This window comes from Phocaeicola faecalis, from assembly GCF_021730445.1.
Lineage (GTDB): Bacteria > Bacteroidota > Bacteroidia > Bacteroidales > Bacteroidaceae > Phocaeicola > Phocaeicola faecalis.
Window position 1 is genome coordinate 94,973 of sequence record NZ_JADNRM010000015.1, and the last position, 16,365, is coordinate 111,337.

Consider the following 16,365-nt stretch of genomic DNA (forward strand, 5'->3'; position numbering starts at 1 on the left):
TGTTATCGTTATCACTATCTTTGAACTCAATAATCACTAAAAACTAAAACTAACACAACATGAAACGCTACTCTTATTTATTCTTGGCAGCACTTGCACTCAGTTCTTGCCAAAACGATGATAATAATGCCATCTACAACGATTTTGGAGGTATGTATAAAATTACTTCCATGCAATCAGAGAATCCCCTCGATCTGAACAATGACGGAATACAATCTTTCGATCTTTACGAAGAAATAGCCGCCCCGGTTTATTCGTCCAAAAACACATCAAATCAAGAAGCAATCCCATTCTATCATTTCGACGAATGGTCAAACTATGCAGAAGTCAGGCCCGCATTTCATGACCAACCGGATTATCCCCTGCTTCTATTAAAACTTCCTTTGCAAAAAATAAGCAATGAAGGAAGCGATGAACCTTTTTTGAGTCTTTACGACCACGACTTGAGTGACTATGAATACACGCTCACGGATAACTCCCGCGTCGATTTGAAACTCATTACTCCCAGTGCTGTCCGTTTGGGAGTGGTGGAACGATTGGAAAGAACGGACAAAGATAATTTTGTGGTTTCAATGACGGCACGCTTCTTTGATTTTTCTACCCGCAAATGGATATATACTCCTATCACTGTCACTTACAAAAGAGTAACGGACAGCAGTAGTCTATAAAGAACCGTACTCCCGCCCATCGCAGGAAGTGCCCCATGTCTGTCCGAATGTATTTTCTTCGCCTGTTATTTCTGTTATCTCCCCGACTTTCATTATCTTTGCAACCGCTTAATAACAAAGATATTAAATAACAAAAATAAATCATGGAATACAATTTCAGAGAGATTGAGAAGAAATGGCAGCAGCGATGGGTGGAAAACCACACCTATCAGGTGACTGAAGACGAATCGAAAAAGAAATTCTACGTGCTCAATATGTTCCCTTATCCATCAGGGGCAGGATTGCACGTGGGACATCCGCTGGGATATATCGCCAGCGATATTTATGCACGTTACAAACGCTTGCAGGGATTTAACGTCCTCAACCCGATGGGTTACGATGCTTACGGACTTCCTGCCGAACAATATGCTATCCAGACCGGACAGCACCCCGCCATCACTACCGTCAACAATATCAACCGCTACCGCGAACAGTTGGATAAAATCGGTTTCTGCTTTGACTGGGACCGTGAAGTCCGCACTTGCGAACCGGGCTATTATCATTGGACTCAATGGGCCTTCCAGCAGATGTTCAATAGTTTCTATTGCAATGCGTGTTCATCGGCACAGCCCATCAGCAAACTGATAGAGCACTTCGCACAAAAAGGAACCGAAGGACTGGATGTAGCTTGCAGCGAAGAACTCAGCTTTACTGCCGAAGAATGGAACGCCAAGAGCGAAAAGGAACAACAGGAAATCCTGATGAACTACCGCATCGCTTACTTGGGCGAAACAATGGTAAACTGGTGCCCGCAACTGGGAACTGTCCTTGCCAATGATGAAGTGGTGGACGGAGTTTCGGAACGTGGCGGTTTCCCCGTGGTACAGAAAAAGATGCGCCAGTGGTGCTTGCGCGTTTCGGCATACGCTCAACGTTTGCTCGAAGGACTGGACAATGTGGACTGGACAGACTCTCTGAAAGAAACACAACGCAACTGGATAGGCCGTTCGGAAGGTACGGAAGTACAGTTCAAGGTGAAAGACAGTGATATCGAATTCACCATCTTTACCACCCGCGCAGATACCATGTTCGGTGTAACCTTCATGGTTCTGGCTCCCGAAAGTGAATTGGTGGCACAGCTTACCACTCCCGAACAAAAAGAGGAAGTGGACGCTTATCTGGACCGCACCAAGAAACGTACCGAACGTGAACGTATCGCCGACCGCCGTGTGACCGGTGTATTCAGCGGTTCGTATGCCATCAATCCGTTTACAGGCGATGCCGTTCCCGTATGGATTAGTGATTATGTACTGGCAGGTTATGGTACAGGCGCTATCATGGCGGTTCCTGCCCACGACAGCCGTGACTATGCTTTTGCCAAGCATTTCAATCTGCCCATCGTTCCGTTGGTGGAAGGTTGTGATGTAAGCGAAGAAAGTTTCGATGCCAAAGAAGGTATTGTTTGCAACTCACCCCGTCAGGATGTCACTCCTTACTGCGATCTTTCTTTGAACGGTCTGACTATCAAAGAAGCTATCGCCGCAACTAAAGAATATGTAAAAGCTCATAATCTGGGACGTGTGAAAGTGAATTATCGTCTTCGCGACGCCATCTTCTCACGCCAGCGTTACTGGGGCGAACCGTTCCCCGTATATTACAAAGACGGTATGCCTTACATGATTGATTCCTCTAAATTGCCGCTCGAACTTCCCGAAGTCGCCAAGTTCCTGCCGACCGAGACAGGCGAACCTCCCTTGGGACATGCTACCAAGTGGGCTTGGGATGTAGAAAAGGGCGAAGTAGTGGAAAACGCTTTGATTGACCATGTAAATGTATTCCCGCTGGAACTGAATACCATGCCGGGCTTTGCCGGTTCATCCGCATACTATCTGCGCTATATGGACCCGCACAACAATCAGGCTTTGGTATCGGAAAAGGCAGACCACTACTGGCAGAATGTAGACCTTTATGTGGGAGGTACCGAGCACGCTACCGGCCACTTGATTTACTCTCGTTTCTGGAACAAGTTCCTGCACGATCTGGGTATAAGCATCAAGGAAGAACCGTTCCAGAAGTTGGTGAACCAAGGAATGATTCAGGGACGAAGCAACTTTGTATATCGTATCAAAGATACCAATACCTTTGTATCACTGAACCTGAAAGACCAGTATGAAACGACTCCGCTGCATGTGGATGTGAACATTGTTTCAAATGACATTCTGGATACCGAAGCATTCAAGGCATGGCGCCCCGAATACAACGATGCAGAGTTTATCCTCGAAGATGGAAAGTACATCTGCGGATGGGCGGTAGAGAAGATGAGTAAATCCATGTACAACGTGGTTAATCCCGATATGATTGTCGAGAAATATGGTGCCGACACTTTGCGTATGTACGAAATGTTCCTCGGCCCGGTGGAACAGTCCAAGCCTTGGGATACCAATGGTATTGACGGTGTTCACCGTTTCTTGAAGAAACTGTGGAATCTGTTCTATAGCCGCACCGACGAGTTCTTGCCTGTAGAAAGTGAACCGACTAAAGAAGAGTTGAAAGCTATTCATAAGCTGATTAAAAAGGTAACCGGAGATATTGAAACTTTCTCCTACAACACCTCTATCAGTGCATTCATGATTTGTGTAAACGAACTGTCTTCATTAAAATGCCGCAACAAGGCAATATTGAGCAACCTCATCATCTTGTTGGCTCCGTTTGCCCCCCACTTCGCTGAAGAACTTTGGGAAGCTTTGGGCAACACCACCAGCGTATGCGATGCACAGTGGCCTGCATTCAATGAAGATTACTTGAAAGAGGATAGCGTGAAATATACCATCTCGTTCAATGGTAAGGCACGTTTCACTATGGAGTTCCCAGCCGATGCTGACAACGATACCATTCAGGCAACTGTTATGGCAGACGAACAGGCACAGAAATGGATTGAAGGCAAGACTCCGAAGAAGGTAATTATCGTTCCGAAGAAGATTGTAAACATTGTATTATAATCGCTACTGTATTTTACAGTGTGTCAAAAGCAATACGATAACAAAAATTGCTTTTGACACACCTTCCTACTTCACACTAAAACCAATCCTCATTATCACATGGACAAAATATTAAAAATAAAACTCGGCAGAGAGGTAAAAGACTATTTAGCCATTACCTTCGGGCTGATATGCTATGCACTGGGATGGGCAGCTTTTTTATTACCTTATCAAATTACGACAGGTGGAGTAACAGGTATTGCTGCCATTATCTATTATGCTACAGGCATTGAAATCCAAGTCTCTTACTTTGTCATCAATGCTGTGTTCTTAGGATTCGCGCTGAAAATATTAGGACCTAAATTCAGTCTTAAAACCATCTACGCCATTTTCATGCTGACTTTCCTGTTATGGTTCTTCCAAGTATTGTTAAAAGGTCCCAATGGTGAACTTCCACAATTATTAGGTCCGGGGCAAGAATTTATGGCTTGCGTAGTAGGTGCAGGATTGTTAGGATTCGGCATCGGTATCGTATTCTGTAACAACGGAAGCACGGGAGGAACAGATATCATCGCCTGGATTATCAACAAATATAAGGATGTAACGTTAGGACGTATGATGATGTATTGTGACATCGTCATTATCTCTTCCTGTTATTTTATTTTCCATGACTGGAAACGCGTATTATTTGGCTTCTGCGTACTTTTTATCATGAGCATTGTTATCGATTATGTGATAAACAGTACCCGCCAATCTGTTCAATTCCTCATTTTCTCGCGAAAACACGATGAAATAGCCGAAGGCATCACCAAGCAAATAGACCGTGGAGTAACTTTACTGGATGGTACCGGATGGTATAGCAAACAAGGAATCAAGGTCGTAGTGGTCTTGGCAAAGAAAAGCCAATCACTGGATATATTCCGATTGGTGAAAGATATTGACCCCAATGCATTTATATCACAAAGCAATGTGGTGGGAGTGTATGGTGAAGGATTCGATAAACTAAAAATAAAGTAACTAAAAGACAAAGAACGATGACACAGAAAAATGCCATTAAAATCTTCGAAGAGAAAAAGGTACGTACTGTTTGGGACGATGAAACCGAAACATGGTATTTTTCCATCATCGATGTAATTGCCGCTTTGACGGAAAGTGTTGACCCCAGAAAATACTGGAACAAGTTAAAACAACGTCTAAAAGAAGAAGGAAATGAAACGGTGACAAATTGTCACCAGTTGAAAATGAAAGCCTCGGATGGTAAGATGCGTCTTACTGATGTAGCTGATACTGAGCAACTTTTCCGTCTTATCCAGTCCATTCCCTCTCCCAAGGCCGAGCCTTTCAAATTATGGATTGCTCAAATAGCCCGTGAACGTTTGGACCAACTGCAAGACCCGGAGTTGTCCATCAATCAAGCCCTGATGGATTATAAACGTTTAGGCTATTCCGATAACTGGATTAACCAACGTTTGAAAAGCATTGAAATCCGCAAGGATTTGACAGACGAATGGAAGCGCTGTGGTTTGGAAGAAGGCGTGCAGTTTGCTACTTTGACCGATATTATTTATCAGACATGGGCAGGCAAAACCGCCAAAGAATACAAACAGTTCAAAGGCTTGAAGAAAGAGAATCTGCGCGACAACATGACGAATAAGGAACTGGTATTGAATATGCTTGCCGAACTATCCACCAAGGAAATATCCGAAGCGCGCAATCCTGATTCTTTTGAAGAACACGCAGATGTTGCCCAACGTGGGGGACAGGTTGCATTGGAAGCCCGCTTGAAACTGGAACAAGAAACAGGAAAAGCTGTTGTTTCACCTCTCAATGCTAAAAACGGAATGCTATTGAACAAGAAAGAAGAAACAAAAGAGGAATAAGTTCTATCCATTGGCTTCACCGTTCCTGTATTTGGAAACAGGACGATGAAACAATGGTAGGATGATTTATTCTTCAGCTGTCCTTATCCATAAGTATTTTGCAAAGAATCTCATAAAGTTAAAAATTATCTTTATCCTCTCTTTCTTCCATATTATATTTTAATACACTGCTGCTGTTGCAACTGGCATGGTTGTCTTTATAAACCACCTCATTATCGGCCCTATTTCTTTCATCCGTTTCTCTTTATAAGCAAACCATTTCTCTCTTTGACCGATATAATGCAACATCTCTTTAAATGCAGAAAAAGGATGCCGCTGGTTCAAAGCCATCGCCAATTTATCCCAATCCACTTCATTATCCACACCATTGACAAAATCCTCCATTATATCAAAACTTTTCCACGAAGACATCGGTTCTATAGGCAATCCCATGACCATTTACCGGATAACAACCCACATCTTCTATAGCCGGTAAGTGGTCTGCTCATCAAAATCAAAGTACCATTTAGTGCCAAATGAATGGTCTTCCAAAGCACAACTCACAGCATCAATAAAAACCTCATACTGGGTTTTCATCTTATTTCCCTCCAAATAATTTTCCTACCATGGCTAATATATTCGCCACACTCTCCTTATCCTGAACAGGAATGTGAATTGAAGTTTCCCCCGTTTTCTCATCCACCTTTACAATAGAATCCACCAATTGCCTGGTAGCTTCAGGAGATTGCAAGGTGCGGGCCAAACCGCTGAAGAAAGACAGACCTTGGCGTACAAGTTCTTGCGGATTATCCTCTTTGCTTTGAATGTCTGCCGGTTCTTCCTTCTTTATATTGTCATCCGTAAAGGTATCTTCTTCAAATGGCAGAGTAGGTTCATCCTCCCTTTCCACTCCTTTCTTATTCCGGTATGTTTTAGCAGCCGAATCAGCAATCTTCTCTTCCGTATCTTCGGCAGATATCACATTCGTCGCTGTATCGTTTTCCTCCACAGACGGCTCGGTCATTGCCTTGATAGACTCCATTATCTTATCCAACTTGCTGTCTTCCAAGAAAATAGTATCTTCTCCATTGTCCAGAATACCACCGAATAGAGATGATTTGAAATTCAGCGTGCCCAGCATGCGTTCTTCGATGGTCTGGCTGGCAACCAAGTTGATAACTTGTATGTTGCGTTGTTGTCCGATGCGGTAAATACGGGCTATGCGTTGTTCCAGGACGGCAGGATTCCACGGCAAATCCAGATTAATCAAAATAGAAGCCACCTGCAAGTTCAGTCCCGTACTGCCTGCATCCGTAGAGATGAACACACGGCTTTCAGGATTCTCGGTAAAACTCTCAGTCAAGCGTCCCCGTTGCTCGGAAGGCACGCCACCATGCAGGTATTCATACTTCACACCCAACTTTTCCAACTCGGCGGCCACCAGTCTTGTCATCCTTTCCCATTGGCTGAAAATCACTACCTTTTCATCGCCACCCTCGAACACATTGCGAAGAATATTCATGGTTTCCTCTATCTTTGTTTCGCACCGGGTCTTCTGGTCAAGGATGTAGGTACTGTCGCACACCATACGCATCTGGCTCATAAAAAGCAGCAGCCGCTTGCGGTCTGTCTCACTCAGGAACCGGTTGCGTGTCCACTTTTGGACCAATTGGGCCACGGACAACTGAAATTCATCGTGAATGCCACGCTGTTCCTCGGTCATGGGGACAAACAGAATCTTATCCATGCGCTGAGGCAACTGCAGGGCCACATCCCGCTTCCTGCGCCTTATCAGCACGGATTTCAGCTGCTCGCCTATCACATTCAGGTTCTTATATCCAATGACTTTTCCGGTATCCGATGTGACCACCGTGCGGTCCATAAACTGATAATAAGGCCCCAGACAAAATTGGTCCACAAACTGCATGATGGAATACAATTCCTCCAACTTGTTTTCCAAGGGTGTGCCGGACAACACCACCGCATATTCCGACTCGATGTGACGTGCCGATTGCGAAATCTGCGTCTTCCAATTCTTCAGCCGCTGCACTTCATCCATTATGAGTAAATCCGTGCGCAAAGAGCGTAGCAGTTTTATATCATTGCTCATGCTGTTGTATGAGACAATTTTATAAAAACAATCTGAGTTGTATAACTTTTTACGCACCAAGGGGTTTCCTTCCACCACCACTGCCGCAGAGTTCGTGAAACGTTCTATCTCCTTTTTCCATTGATACTTCAACGAAGTGGGACATACCACCAATACAGAAGAAATCAGCTTTTCCTTTTTCATCAGTTCGGCAGTTCCTATAGCCTGAATGGTTTTTCCAAGTCCCATCTCATCGGCTATAATCGATTTCCCGGCAGTAAAAGCAAAGCGGACGCCTTCTTTCTGGTAAGGATAAAGAGGGACTTTGAGCAATGTATCCAGACTCTTTTCAGACAAAGACTTCACCAGCTGCTGTCTGTAAAGATTATCCCGCTTCTCGACTATAAAGCTGAATGCATCGGGATACCATCGGAACGTATTATCCAACCGGATGGCTTCACGTAAGAATTCCATGATACTGCCCATGGCCTCGGGGCGGATCACTCCTGCGGGAGTAAAATAAGGAGCAGCCAATTGGCGGAATTCCTCCGCATGGTCTGTCCCGATACGGAGTCGGACCTGGCGTTCTCCTTTATAGGACAAATACATGGAAGTATAAGAAGGTATTTCCCGGCAAACGCGCTTATGATGTGCTTCTATCCATAACTTAACCGCCTCAATGTGCTTGCAAGTACCCAACTGACTGGTTTTGAAATCCATGCACGAGCAGTAATTCCATTCGCTTCCTTCTCCCCGATAAACCACAGTATATTCATTTCTGGATACATAATTCTTTACTGTGTAATATCCCGGATAGTCTTTCATACCCTGCTCGGTAATAGTAAATGTTTCTTTCGCTGCCACTTGCCGGCGTAAGGCTATTTGCCATTGTTCCAAAGTCATGTTGTCCGGCTTATAATAATAAGAGACTTTCTGAGTTTGCTTGTCGGTTTTAGCTTTACCGCCTGTCTTGGTTTTGTTATTCATAATAGATAGAAGATTTATTCAATTAATGAATTTACAAAATTAATTAAATAGGATACTTCACAAATAAATACCCGATAATTATTTCATGCTATTACAAGAATATAAAAAATAACTTGATATTTTATAGGTGATACACTGTATGAATATAAATCCCCGCTTCTTTCAGCCATCAGAATAACAAATGTTACCAAATTATTTCTTCACCTTACAAAATGGAATACTAAAAGAGCAAGAAGCCTCTTGTTTACCTCCCTTGCATCTGGAAATGGGCCGGAGGTCCCATAGTCGGATTCCCCATCTTCATCCGGTTCTTGTCAATGACCACTTTGTGAAAAATCTCATAAATCAAACCACCTACATCTATCCCTAAATTAAACTTATTGAACTTATAACTAGGAACCAGTACCGGAACCGTTTCCCAGCCTCCACGCAAAGGATTGTAATAGCGCTGCACTCCCATCTCCACACTGAACCGCTCGCTCATATCCACCGTCATGCTGGCACCATAGCTGTGCGATTCCATACCATACGTCTGACCTCTATAATAAGAACCGAATACTTTAAAGGCGACACGGTCTGAAGCCCGATACATCACTGCGCCCGAAGTGCCGAAAGACTGTCCAACAGCAAAAGGCATATTCATTTTCATGGCATCGATACCCACCTGTACACTCCATCGGGGATTGAATTGATACATATATCCCAATGAAGCCTTATTCATCAGCCCGATACCCGGCAAGGAGGTCTGCTCTCCCGAACCATAAAACACTCCATTTTCAAATCCTTTTATGATTCCTCCGGTGCTGTAATCTCCTCTGAACATCAGCGAAGGATTCGTATAATAAGGAAGAACATGCGGCTTCTTTAAAGAAAGATGAAGTAAAGAATCGGCATTGGAAGGTCGGGGCAGGGGAGAGCCCAAACTCTTTCCATCCGGTGCAACAAAGTCTTCGTGCAAAGAAGAAGCAGACAAAGAATTTCCTTCCTGCATTTCGGACACTGTCCGCACACTGTCACGAACCGTGTGTTTCACATCCTCTTGAGCAGTCATGTCCAATGAAATGCCCCAAAGCAGCAAATACATCCCTATACGGAGTATATGGTGAAATAAATCCGGTTTCCATTTCATAAGCCCTTCTGTTTTAAATATACCACAAATGCAAATTTAATAAAATCCATTGCTTGGCAATCATTTCGGACTGTTATTTTCTTAAAACAATCTATATAAATAAGCACATGCCAACGGTCTATCAAAAAAGATGGAAGTGTTTTTGAAAAACTCCAAGGTCTTTTTGATGAAGAATTCTCGTCCGTTCACTCCCATCACAAGAAAGCAAAATTAATCCGGTAGAAAGCTTATTGCATATCTCCTTTCACACATAACAACTGTTGAAACCGCCTGTTGATGGGAAATTTGTGTGAAAGCAACATTTACCAACTTCCTTTTTTAAGGCCTGCCCGAAAAAGTTTATTGAAAAACCCTTAACTCCTGCTTGGAAACAAGTATGCCTTTTCAAGGATATCCGGACTTTGCCCTTTATAATATGTTGACATCCGTTAAGACTTGCAAGTCGGGAGTGAAACGGCTGAAGGATGAGCTTCAATTATCTGGGAATGTGGCAAATAAGGTTTTAGAAGAAAGAAGAAAAAAAGTGCATCTCTTAGTAAGAGATACACTTTTCGATGCAAATTTACACAAAGTTTTGATAATTAAAACTTTTTGAGAAGAAAAATCACAAGGCAAGTGCAAAAATATCTTTAGTCTTAAGTTTTAGGACACTTTTTTATCGGCTTAAATAATTAATAATAAAGCGGTTATGTGCGTTCGGTGTATCTCTTACTAAGAGATGCACCGAACGCAACCCTTTTTTAAGGGTTTGAAAAATGTGTAATTATCTGAAAAAGAGACGATAAAAAGAGAGTACAATGGACTACCTGTTCCTACATCGCGACAAGCGCACCTTTACTTCCGAAAGGCAGAAGAATCTGCTCTTCAGGGCGGCCCATATCTATTGGGAGCAGAAGTTTGCAGGTCGTAACGTGAAGCAGGCAAGGAAAGTCGATTGTGAGCTATATAAATATGTATTATACTATTTGGAAGTGCGCCAGGTGTTCCTTGACCCGAAGCTCTCACTGAATAAGTTGAGCGATATGATTGAAACGAACCAGACTTATCTGTCCAATGTAGTGAACCGCTACTTCGGTTGCCACCTGAAAGATTTGGTGAACACATACCGCGTGGAATATGCCAAGGAACTGCTCCGTTCAGGCAAGTGTCCGTTGGAGGAGCTGCCCCAACGATGCGGGTTTCTGTCGCGAAGTACATTTTATACCTCTTTTAAGAAGGTAGCAGGCGTCTCTCCAAAAAGATATATGAAACAAGAACAGAGAGTGCCACAGCTCTCGGAACCAATAGAATATGTATAACCAATTTTAGTTTTTTAAATTTATAAATTTAAAGTTTTTCTATTATGAACAAAAAGTTTTTAAGTGCAATCCTGTTCGGAGCCTTAATGGTTACCTCGACAGGAACATTTGTGTCTTGTAAAGACTATGACGACGACATAGACAATTTGCAGGAACAAATTAACAAACTGGCGACCAAAGAAGACATGACTTCTCAAATCGCTACTTTGCAGGCTGCTTTGACTGCTGCGCAAACAGAAGCTGCTGCTGCAAAGTCTTCAGCTGAACAAGCTTTGGCAAAAGCAAACAGTGCAGAGTCTGCTGCAACAGAAGCAGAGAAAGCTGCTGCTCAAGCTGCTTTGGATGCAGCCAATGCAAAAGCTGAAGCTATCAAGGCTGCACAAGATGAAGTAGCTAAAGTAAAAGCTTCTTTGGAAGCTACTATCGACACCAAATTCAACGAAGCAAAGGATGAATTTGCAAAAACCATCACCGATTTGACTGAAAAGGTTGAAAAGTTGACAGGTCTGACTACTGAAATGATTACCAGCATTAGCTTGCAGGGTGGTTATGGCGATGAAGGTGGTCACGATACTTATTATAACGATAGTTGGATAAATATAGCCTACAATCAGATGCCTGATTCATGGACTGTAGATGGTAAGGAAGTGAAAACTATTAAATTTGGCGAGGGATTGTCAGGCGAATTGACACTTAACGCTAAAGAACTGTTCTCCAAATCTACAACATTCTTGATTTCTGTAGCGCCTGCTAATGCAGCTGTGGCACCTGAAATGCTTTCTTTAATCAATTCTAAAGGTGAATCTTTGGACGCTTATTTGGACTTACAGGTAAAAGATTATAATGGTTTGTTAGTTCGTTCTGCTGCTGGAACCGGATTGCATGCCGTTACTGCAAGTTTGAAGAAAGATGTGGATTTGAAAGCTTTCGCAAAAGCTGTGAACGGTGACGAATATACATGGAATGGTACAGACAGTGAAGGTAATGAAATAAGCGGTACTGATAACTATAAAGTACGTTTTGCTATTGTCGCTACCAAAGAAGGCCGTACTGTAACTTCTACATACGATTTAGGTGTTCAGGCATATAGAAATTACGAAGGTCTTTGTAATCTAGCAGAAAAGTCTACAATCAAATCTCCTATTGAAACTAAAGCTGCTTTGTCTGATTATCCGGGTTCAAGACCAGGAGAAGAGTTTGCCAATGACGAATACTGTTATCCTGTAGCAATCGGCGAAGCATTCCAAATTAATGTAGCTTCCGGATGTGGAAATGTTCTTGCCAGCTATATTGCAGTTGACTATAACAACTCTCATCTTACAACAACAGATAAGGCTGCTTTAAAAGGTATGACATTTGCAGGTGTTGATGCTGTAAGCCAAACAAACGCATTCAATATTACAATTAATGGTGCTAATGCCAAAGGCGTAGTTGTGCCTTTGAAGGTAACTGCTATCGGTTTCAATGGATACAGTTCAAGCACTGTCGTTTGGGTTAAGGCAGGTGGAAGTTCAGACGTTGCTCAGACCGCTTCTTATGTAATCACTCCGACTGAAAAAGTGGATGCTCCGACTACTTATGCTTATTCAGGTAAGGCAAACTTCACAGTTCCGACGAATGCAGCTAAATTTGATTTGGCGGTTTATGCTAAGGATGAAATCAATATCAGTGTATCTAAGCAAAATGTATTGAACAACGCTACATTCAAATTCTTGAAGAGTGATGGTAAGACAGTTGCAACAGCTATTAAGGACATTGCAATTGCTCAGTTAAATGCAACTGTAAACTTGCAGACAATGATAGACAGCAAGGTATACGAAGGTACTGTTAAGTTCTTCGACAAAGAAGGTACATTCTTGTCACAGAGCACAATCAAGGTTCAGAAAGTATTGCCGAATACATTACCTGCCGGATTCTCTATCAAGACCAACCAGCTGGATGCACAGGGCGTTTACAACTGTTACTTAGTTCCGAATTCTTGGGCTGCAAGTAATGCTAATCCTAATACCAATTATGGTACGATGGCAATGAGCCATGTATTCAATTATGGTGAAGCAGACGGAGCAGATTACGAAATCACATTTGCTGAAGCTCTTAAAGATGGTGATAAGGATAAAGACAACGTTGTAACAGGTGATGAAAAATTGACTGTGGCAAACGGTTATATTGACAATAAGAAACAGCATACTACAACAGTAGTTTATAACTATGGTGCTATCTCTTCTGAAAAGAAGGATGATAAGTTTATAGATTGTACAGTAGATGCAACTTCATTCCCGACAGTATTCAACTGTATCTATAACTATGAAACTCCGACTTACTCTTGGAGATGGGCTGACCAAACTGATTTGGGCTTGAAAGCAACAGATAAGCTACCTTATAAGACTACTTTGACTTATGGTACTAACAGCTATGAAACATTGGGTGACGACGCCTTTGCTAAGTACATCAAGGGTGTAAGCTCTCGCGATGGTAAGTACAGCGCATTCTTAAGTGCACCTTATGAAAAGAGCTTGAAGATTAAAGAAGCTCACCTGGTAAGTAATGCCAATAAGGAAGTAGATGAATACTTCAAGGTAGAGGTAGAAATTACTAAAGATGGTAATAATGCTATCAAGGGCTTCACTGCTACAACTATTTCTGATGAAACCAACCCGACAGCTGCTGTTGCTTCAACATTGAAGGTTACAGTATATGATATGTACGGACACGAATATGTTATCGAATTGCCGATGACTGTCAATCCGCGCTAATCAGCCGAAAGGTTAACATAAATAAGAGGAGTTCGTAAAGACTTCCTCTTATTTCAAACTCTTCCAAGCGGGGAAAGGAAACGCATCCGACAACGGGCGGCTCTTTCCCCGCTTTATTTAATCTTTTGTAGTGCTGGAACTTTCATAAAAGATGGTACACGGAGCCTGTCACAATGACATATATACGTATGGTCTTATGCGTACGTCCGTGTAGGCCGATGCGTATATACGTGTAGGCTTATGCGTACGTCCATGTAGGCTTGTGTCACCGTATGTGTGAAGTCTAATGCGTACATACTGCAAAAAGACCTTGAGGTTTTCAAAAAAGATCGGGAAGTTTTTTAAAAACATCGGGAAGTTTTTTAAAAACATCACCATCTTTTTTAAAAAGCTCGGCATCTTTTTCATGAAGGGGCAGATGGGAGTATCCCCTCATTAAGCTGGTCATTTCCTCTTCTCCCTTCATCCTTTCATTTTGATTCATACACACTGGTTATCAACCGGTTAAAGATGACAGCACATCCCCTCATCCTCCCTTCAGCCGCGCTTCCCAAGTCCCTTCACAACCTGCCTTCAGCAATTGTGTGTGTACTCCTCTTTTTAGCCCACCGGTTTCTGTAGGGGCAGACCCGTGTGTCTGCCTGAGAACAGTTCATTTTAAGCCATTGGCGCTATTGGGCGGACACATGGGTCCGCCCCTACCGTAAAGCGTTATCGAAAAAGTTCAAAAACCGAAAGAAGAAAGTTTACGAATGAAAGGAGGCTGAAAGGGTGGTGACGGGATGTCCCTTCACTACCGGAACTCCCATCGGCAGGGCGTTTCAACGACTAATGAAAGGAGGAAGGAAGAGACCGGTTTTCCGTTTGTAGGGCGAGAAAATACAGTTGGTTTTGGTGGATTCAGTCATTGTATGACAAGACCTGTATGACAAAAGCCGAGAGCCGGCATTACACCCGATACTTGTCACGGACTACACATTTTATTTTCCTTTTCCTGCCCAATATCCGGTTGAAAAAACTATCTTTGTCTATCGGTTGTTTTAAACTCAAAAGGAGAATAGATTATGAAAGCAACAAAAGGCATACCTTACGGAATGTCAAACTTCAGGAATGTGGTGGAACAGAACTGCTATTATGTGGACAAGACGATGTATCTGCCCTTATTGGAAAATCAGGCGCACTACCTCATTTTTACCCGTCCCCGACGTTTCGGAAAGAGCCTTTTTCTGGATATGCTCCGCAGTTATTATGACCTTTCCCAAAAAAATAACTTCCAAAAGCTGTTCGGTGAGTTATGGATAGGAAAGAACCCCACTCCCCTGCAGGGAAAATACCAGATGCTCTATCTGGACTTCTCAAAGATAGGGGGAAGCATAGACGAGCTTTCCCAGAAGTTTGACGCCTACAGCGCCGTACAGTTGGATGAGCTTTTAATGCGTTATCGAGAATATTATGACGATGAGTTTGTTGCACGTTTTCTGTCTACTAAGACAGGGCTTGACAAACTGCACATGCTGGACGATGAAGCCCGCCGCCTGAGATATCCCCTTTATCTTATAATAGATGAATATGACAACTTTACGAATGTGGTGCTCAATGAGCAGGGAAATGAGATTTATCATGCCATCACCCACGCCAGCGGTTTCTATAGGGATGCATTCAAGAACTACAAGGGAATGTTCGACCGGATTTTCATGACTGGAGTAAGCCCGGTAACACTGGACGACCTGACCAGCGGCTTCAATATCGGATGGAGTATCAGTACCAGTCCGTTTTTCAACGGAATGCTGGGATTTTCGGAAGAGGACGTACGTGCCATGCTCCGCTATTATCAGGAAGCGGGAAAGCTGCAAGGCGATGTGGAGGACATGATTCAGGAGATGAAGCCGTGGTACGACAATTATTGCTTTGCTGAGGAAAGCCTGGACTGTGAGCCCAAGATGTTCAATTGCGACATGGTGCTTTACTACCTTCGTAACCGCATCCAGTTGGGGAAGTCTCCCAAGCAGATGATTGACCCCAATACCAAGACGGACTACAGCAAGATGAAGAGACTGATTCAGCTGGACCGGCTGGACGGCAACCGAAAAGGGGTGCTCCGGAAGATTACCGAGGAGGGAAAGATACTGACCAACCTGTTTCCCTCTTTCTCTGCCGACGAACTCACCAAGCCCGAGATTTTCCCCAGCCTGCTGTTCTATTACGGTATGCTGACCATTATAGGAACCCGCGGCAACTTGGTTGTTTTGGGGATTCCCAACAATAATGTACGCAAACAATATTATGAATACCTGCTGGAGGATTATCAAAAGCATGAATATATTAATCTGGTAGATGTGGAAATCCTTTTTAATGATATGGCCTTCGACGGGGATTGGCGTCCGGCCCTTGATTTTATAGCCCATGCTTATAAGGACAACTCATCGGTACGCAGCAGCATAGAGGGCGAAAGGAACATTCAAGGTTTCTTCACCGCCTACCTGAGTATCAATGCCTATTACCTGACCATGCCCGAAGTGGAGCTGAACCACGGTTTCTGCGACATGTTCCTCATGCCGGACCTGCAGCGATATCCGGAGGTGGAGCACAGCTACATTCTGGAACTGAAATATCTCCCGAAAGACA

At 43.2% G+C, this 16,365-nt stretch carries 11 protein-coding genes; 7 read left to right on the forward strand and 4 right to left on the reverse strand.

Annotated features, from left to right (window positions below):
• The first annotated feature begins 59 nt into the window (after positions 1-59).
• The 4 genes from IR173_RS13600 (at position 60) to IR173_RS13615 (ending at position 5,505) form a co-directional block, all read left to right on the forward strand.
• Entirely contained in the window at positions 60-668 is a 609-nt protein-coding gene (locus tag IR173_RS13600) for a hypothetical protein (protein ID WP_237040135.1), read from the forward strand.
• Between the two features lie 143 nt (positions 669-811).
• The gene (gene leuS, locus IR173_RS13605) at positions 812-3,646 is read left to right on the forward strand and encodes a leucine--tRNA ligase (RefSeq protein ID WP_237040136.1); all 2,835 of its coding nucleotides are present in this window, start codon (positions 812-814) and stop codon (positions 3,644-3,646) included.
• A 99-nt stretch (positions 3,647-3,745) separates the two neighbouring features.
• Complete coding sequence (locus tag IR173_RS13610; RefSeq protein WP_237040137.1) at positions 3,746-4,642, forward strand: YitT family protein; 897 nt, start codon at positions 3,746-3,748, stop codon at positions 4,640-4,642.
• 17 nt (positions 4,643-4,659) lie between these two features.
• Positions 4,660-5,505 (forward strand): BRO-N domain-containing protein, encoded by an 846-nt coding sequence (locus IR173_RS13615; RefSeq protein WP_237040138.1) that lies wholly within the window; start codon positions 4,660-4,662, stop codon positions 5,503-5,505.
• A 159-nt stretch (positions 5,506-5,664) separates the two neighbouring features.
• Here IR173_RS13615 and IR173_RS13620 read toward each other — a convergent pair whose 3' ends face one another.
• The 3 genes from IR173_RS13620 to IR173_RS13630 all read right to left on the reverse strand — a co-directional run bounded on the left by IR173_RS13620 (position 5,665) and on the right by IR173_RS13630 (position 9,689).
• Positions 5,665-5,937, reverse strand: coding sequence for a UPF0158 family protein (locus tag IR173_RS13620; RefSeq protein WP_237040139.1), 273 nt, complete (start codon positions 5,935-5,937; stop codon positions 5,665-5,667).
• A gap of 145 nt (positions 5,938-6,082) precedes the next feature.
• The gene (locus tag IR173_RS13625; RefSeq protein ID WP_237040140.1) at positions 6,083-8,560 is read right to left on the reverse strand and encodes a DEAD/DEAH box helicase; all 2,478 of its coding nucleotides are present in this window, start codon (positions 8,558-8,560) and stop codon (positions 6,083-6,085) included.
• Positions 8,561-8,804: 244 nt separating this feature from the next.
• Positions 8,805-9,689, reverse strand: a complete 885-nt coding sequence (locus IR173_RS13630; RefSeq protein WP_237040141.1) for a hypothetical protein — start codon at positions 9,687-9,689, stop codon at positions 8,805-8,807.
• A 797-nt stretch (positions 9,690-10,486) separates the two neighbouring features.
• Between IR173_RS13630 and IR173_RS13635 the strand changes: the two genes are divergently transcribed.
• Together IR173_RS13635 and IR173_RS13640 are read left to right on the forward strand one after the other, a co-directional pair.
• Complete coding sequence (locus tag IR173_RS13635) at positions 10,487-10,987, forward strand: helix-turn-helix domain-containing protein (protein ID WP_237040142.1); 501 nt, start codon at positions 10,487-10,489, stop codon at positions 10,985-10,987.
• 44 nt (positions 10,988-11,031) lie between these two features.
• Positions 11,032-13,740, forward strand: a complete 2,709-nt coding sequence (locus IR173_RS13640) for a hypothetical protein (protein ID WP_237040143.1) — start codon at positions 11,032-11,034, stop codon at positions 13,738-13,740.
• Positions 13,741-14,059: 319 nt separating this feature from the next.
• On the opposite strand, the gene IR173_RS13645 is transcribed toward IR173_RS13640, so the two are convergent.
• Positions 14,060-14,224 (reverse strand): hypothetical protein, encoded by a 165-nt coding sequence (locus IR173_RS13645; protein ID WP_237040144.1) that lies wholly within the window; start codon positions 14,222-14,224, stop codon positions 14,060-14,062.
• Between the two features lie 580 nt (positions 14,225-14,804).
• Between IR173_RS13645 and IR173_RS13650 the strand changes: the two genes are divergently transcribed.
• Positions 14,805-16,365, forward strand: a 1,561-nt coding sequence (locus tag IR173_RS13650; protein WP_237040145.1) for an ATP-binding protein, incomplete at its 3' end; no start/stop codon positions are given.

Excerpts from the sequence above, each read along its gene's own strand:
- IR173_RS13635 (WP_237040142.1), top strand. The coding sequence starts at position 10,487 with ATGGACTACCTGTTCCTACATCGCGACAAGCGCACCTTTACTTCCGAA.
- IR173_RS13625 (WP_237040140.1), bottom strand. The coding sequence starts at position 8,560 with ATGAATAACAAAACCAAGACAGGCGGTAAAGCTAAAACCGACAAGCAA.
- IR173_RS13630 (WP_237040141.1), bottom strand. The coding sequence starts at position 9,689 with ATGAAATGGAAACCGGATTTATTTCACCATATACTCCGTATAGGGATG.
- IR173_RS13645 (WP_237040144.1), bottom strand. The coding sequence starts at position 14,224 with ATGAATCAAAATGAAAGGATGAAGGGAGAAGAGGAAATGACCAGCTTA.
- leuS (WP_237040136.1), top strand. The coding sequence starts at position 812 with ATGGAATACAATTTCAGAGAGATTGAGAAGAAATGGCAGCAGCGATGG.
- IR173_RS13615 (WP_237040138.1), top strand. The coding sequence starts at position 4,660 with ATGACACAGAAAAATGCCATTAAAATCTTCGAAGAGAAAAAGGTACGT.
- IR173_RS13610 (WP_237040137.1), top strand. The coding sequence starts at position 3,746 with ATGGACAAAATATTAAAAATAAAACTCGGCAGAGAGGTAAAAGACTAT.
- IR173_RS13640 (WP_237040143.1), top strand. The coding sequence starts at position 11,032 with ATGAACAAAAAGTTTTTAAGTGCAATCCTGTTCGGAGCCTTAATGGTT.
- IR173_RS13620 (WP_237040139.1), bottom strand. The coding sequence starts at position 5,937 with ATGGGATTGCCTATAGAACCGATGTCTTCGTGGAAAAGTTTTGATATA.
- IR173_RS13600 (WP_237040135.1), top strand. The coding sequence starts at position 60 with ATGAAACGCTACTCTTATTTATTCTTGGCAGCACTTGCACTCAGTTCT.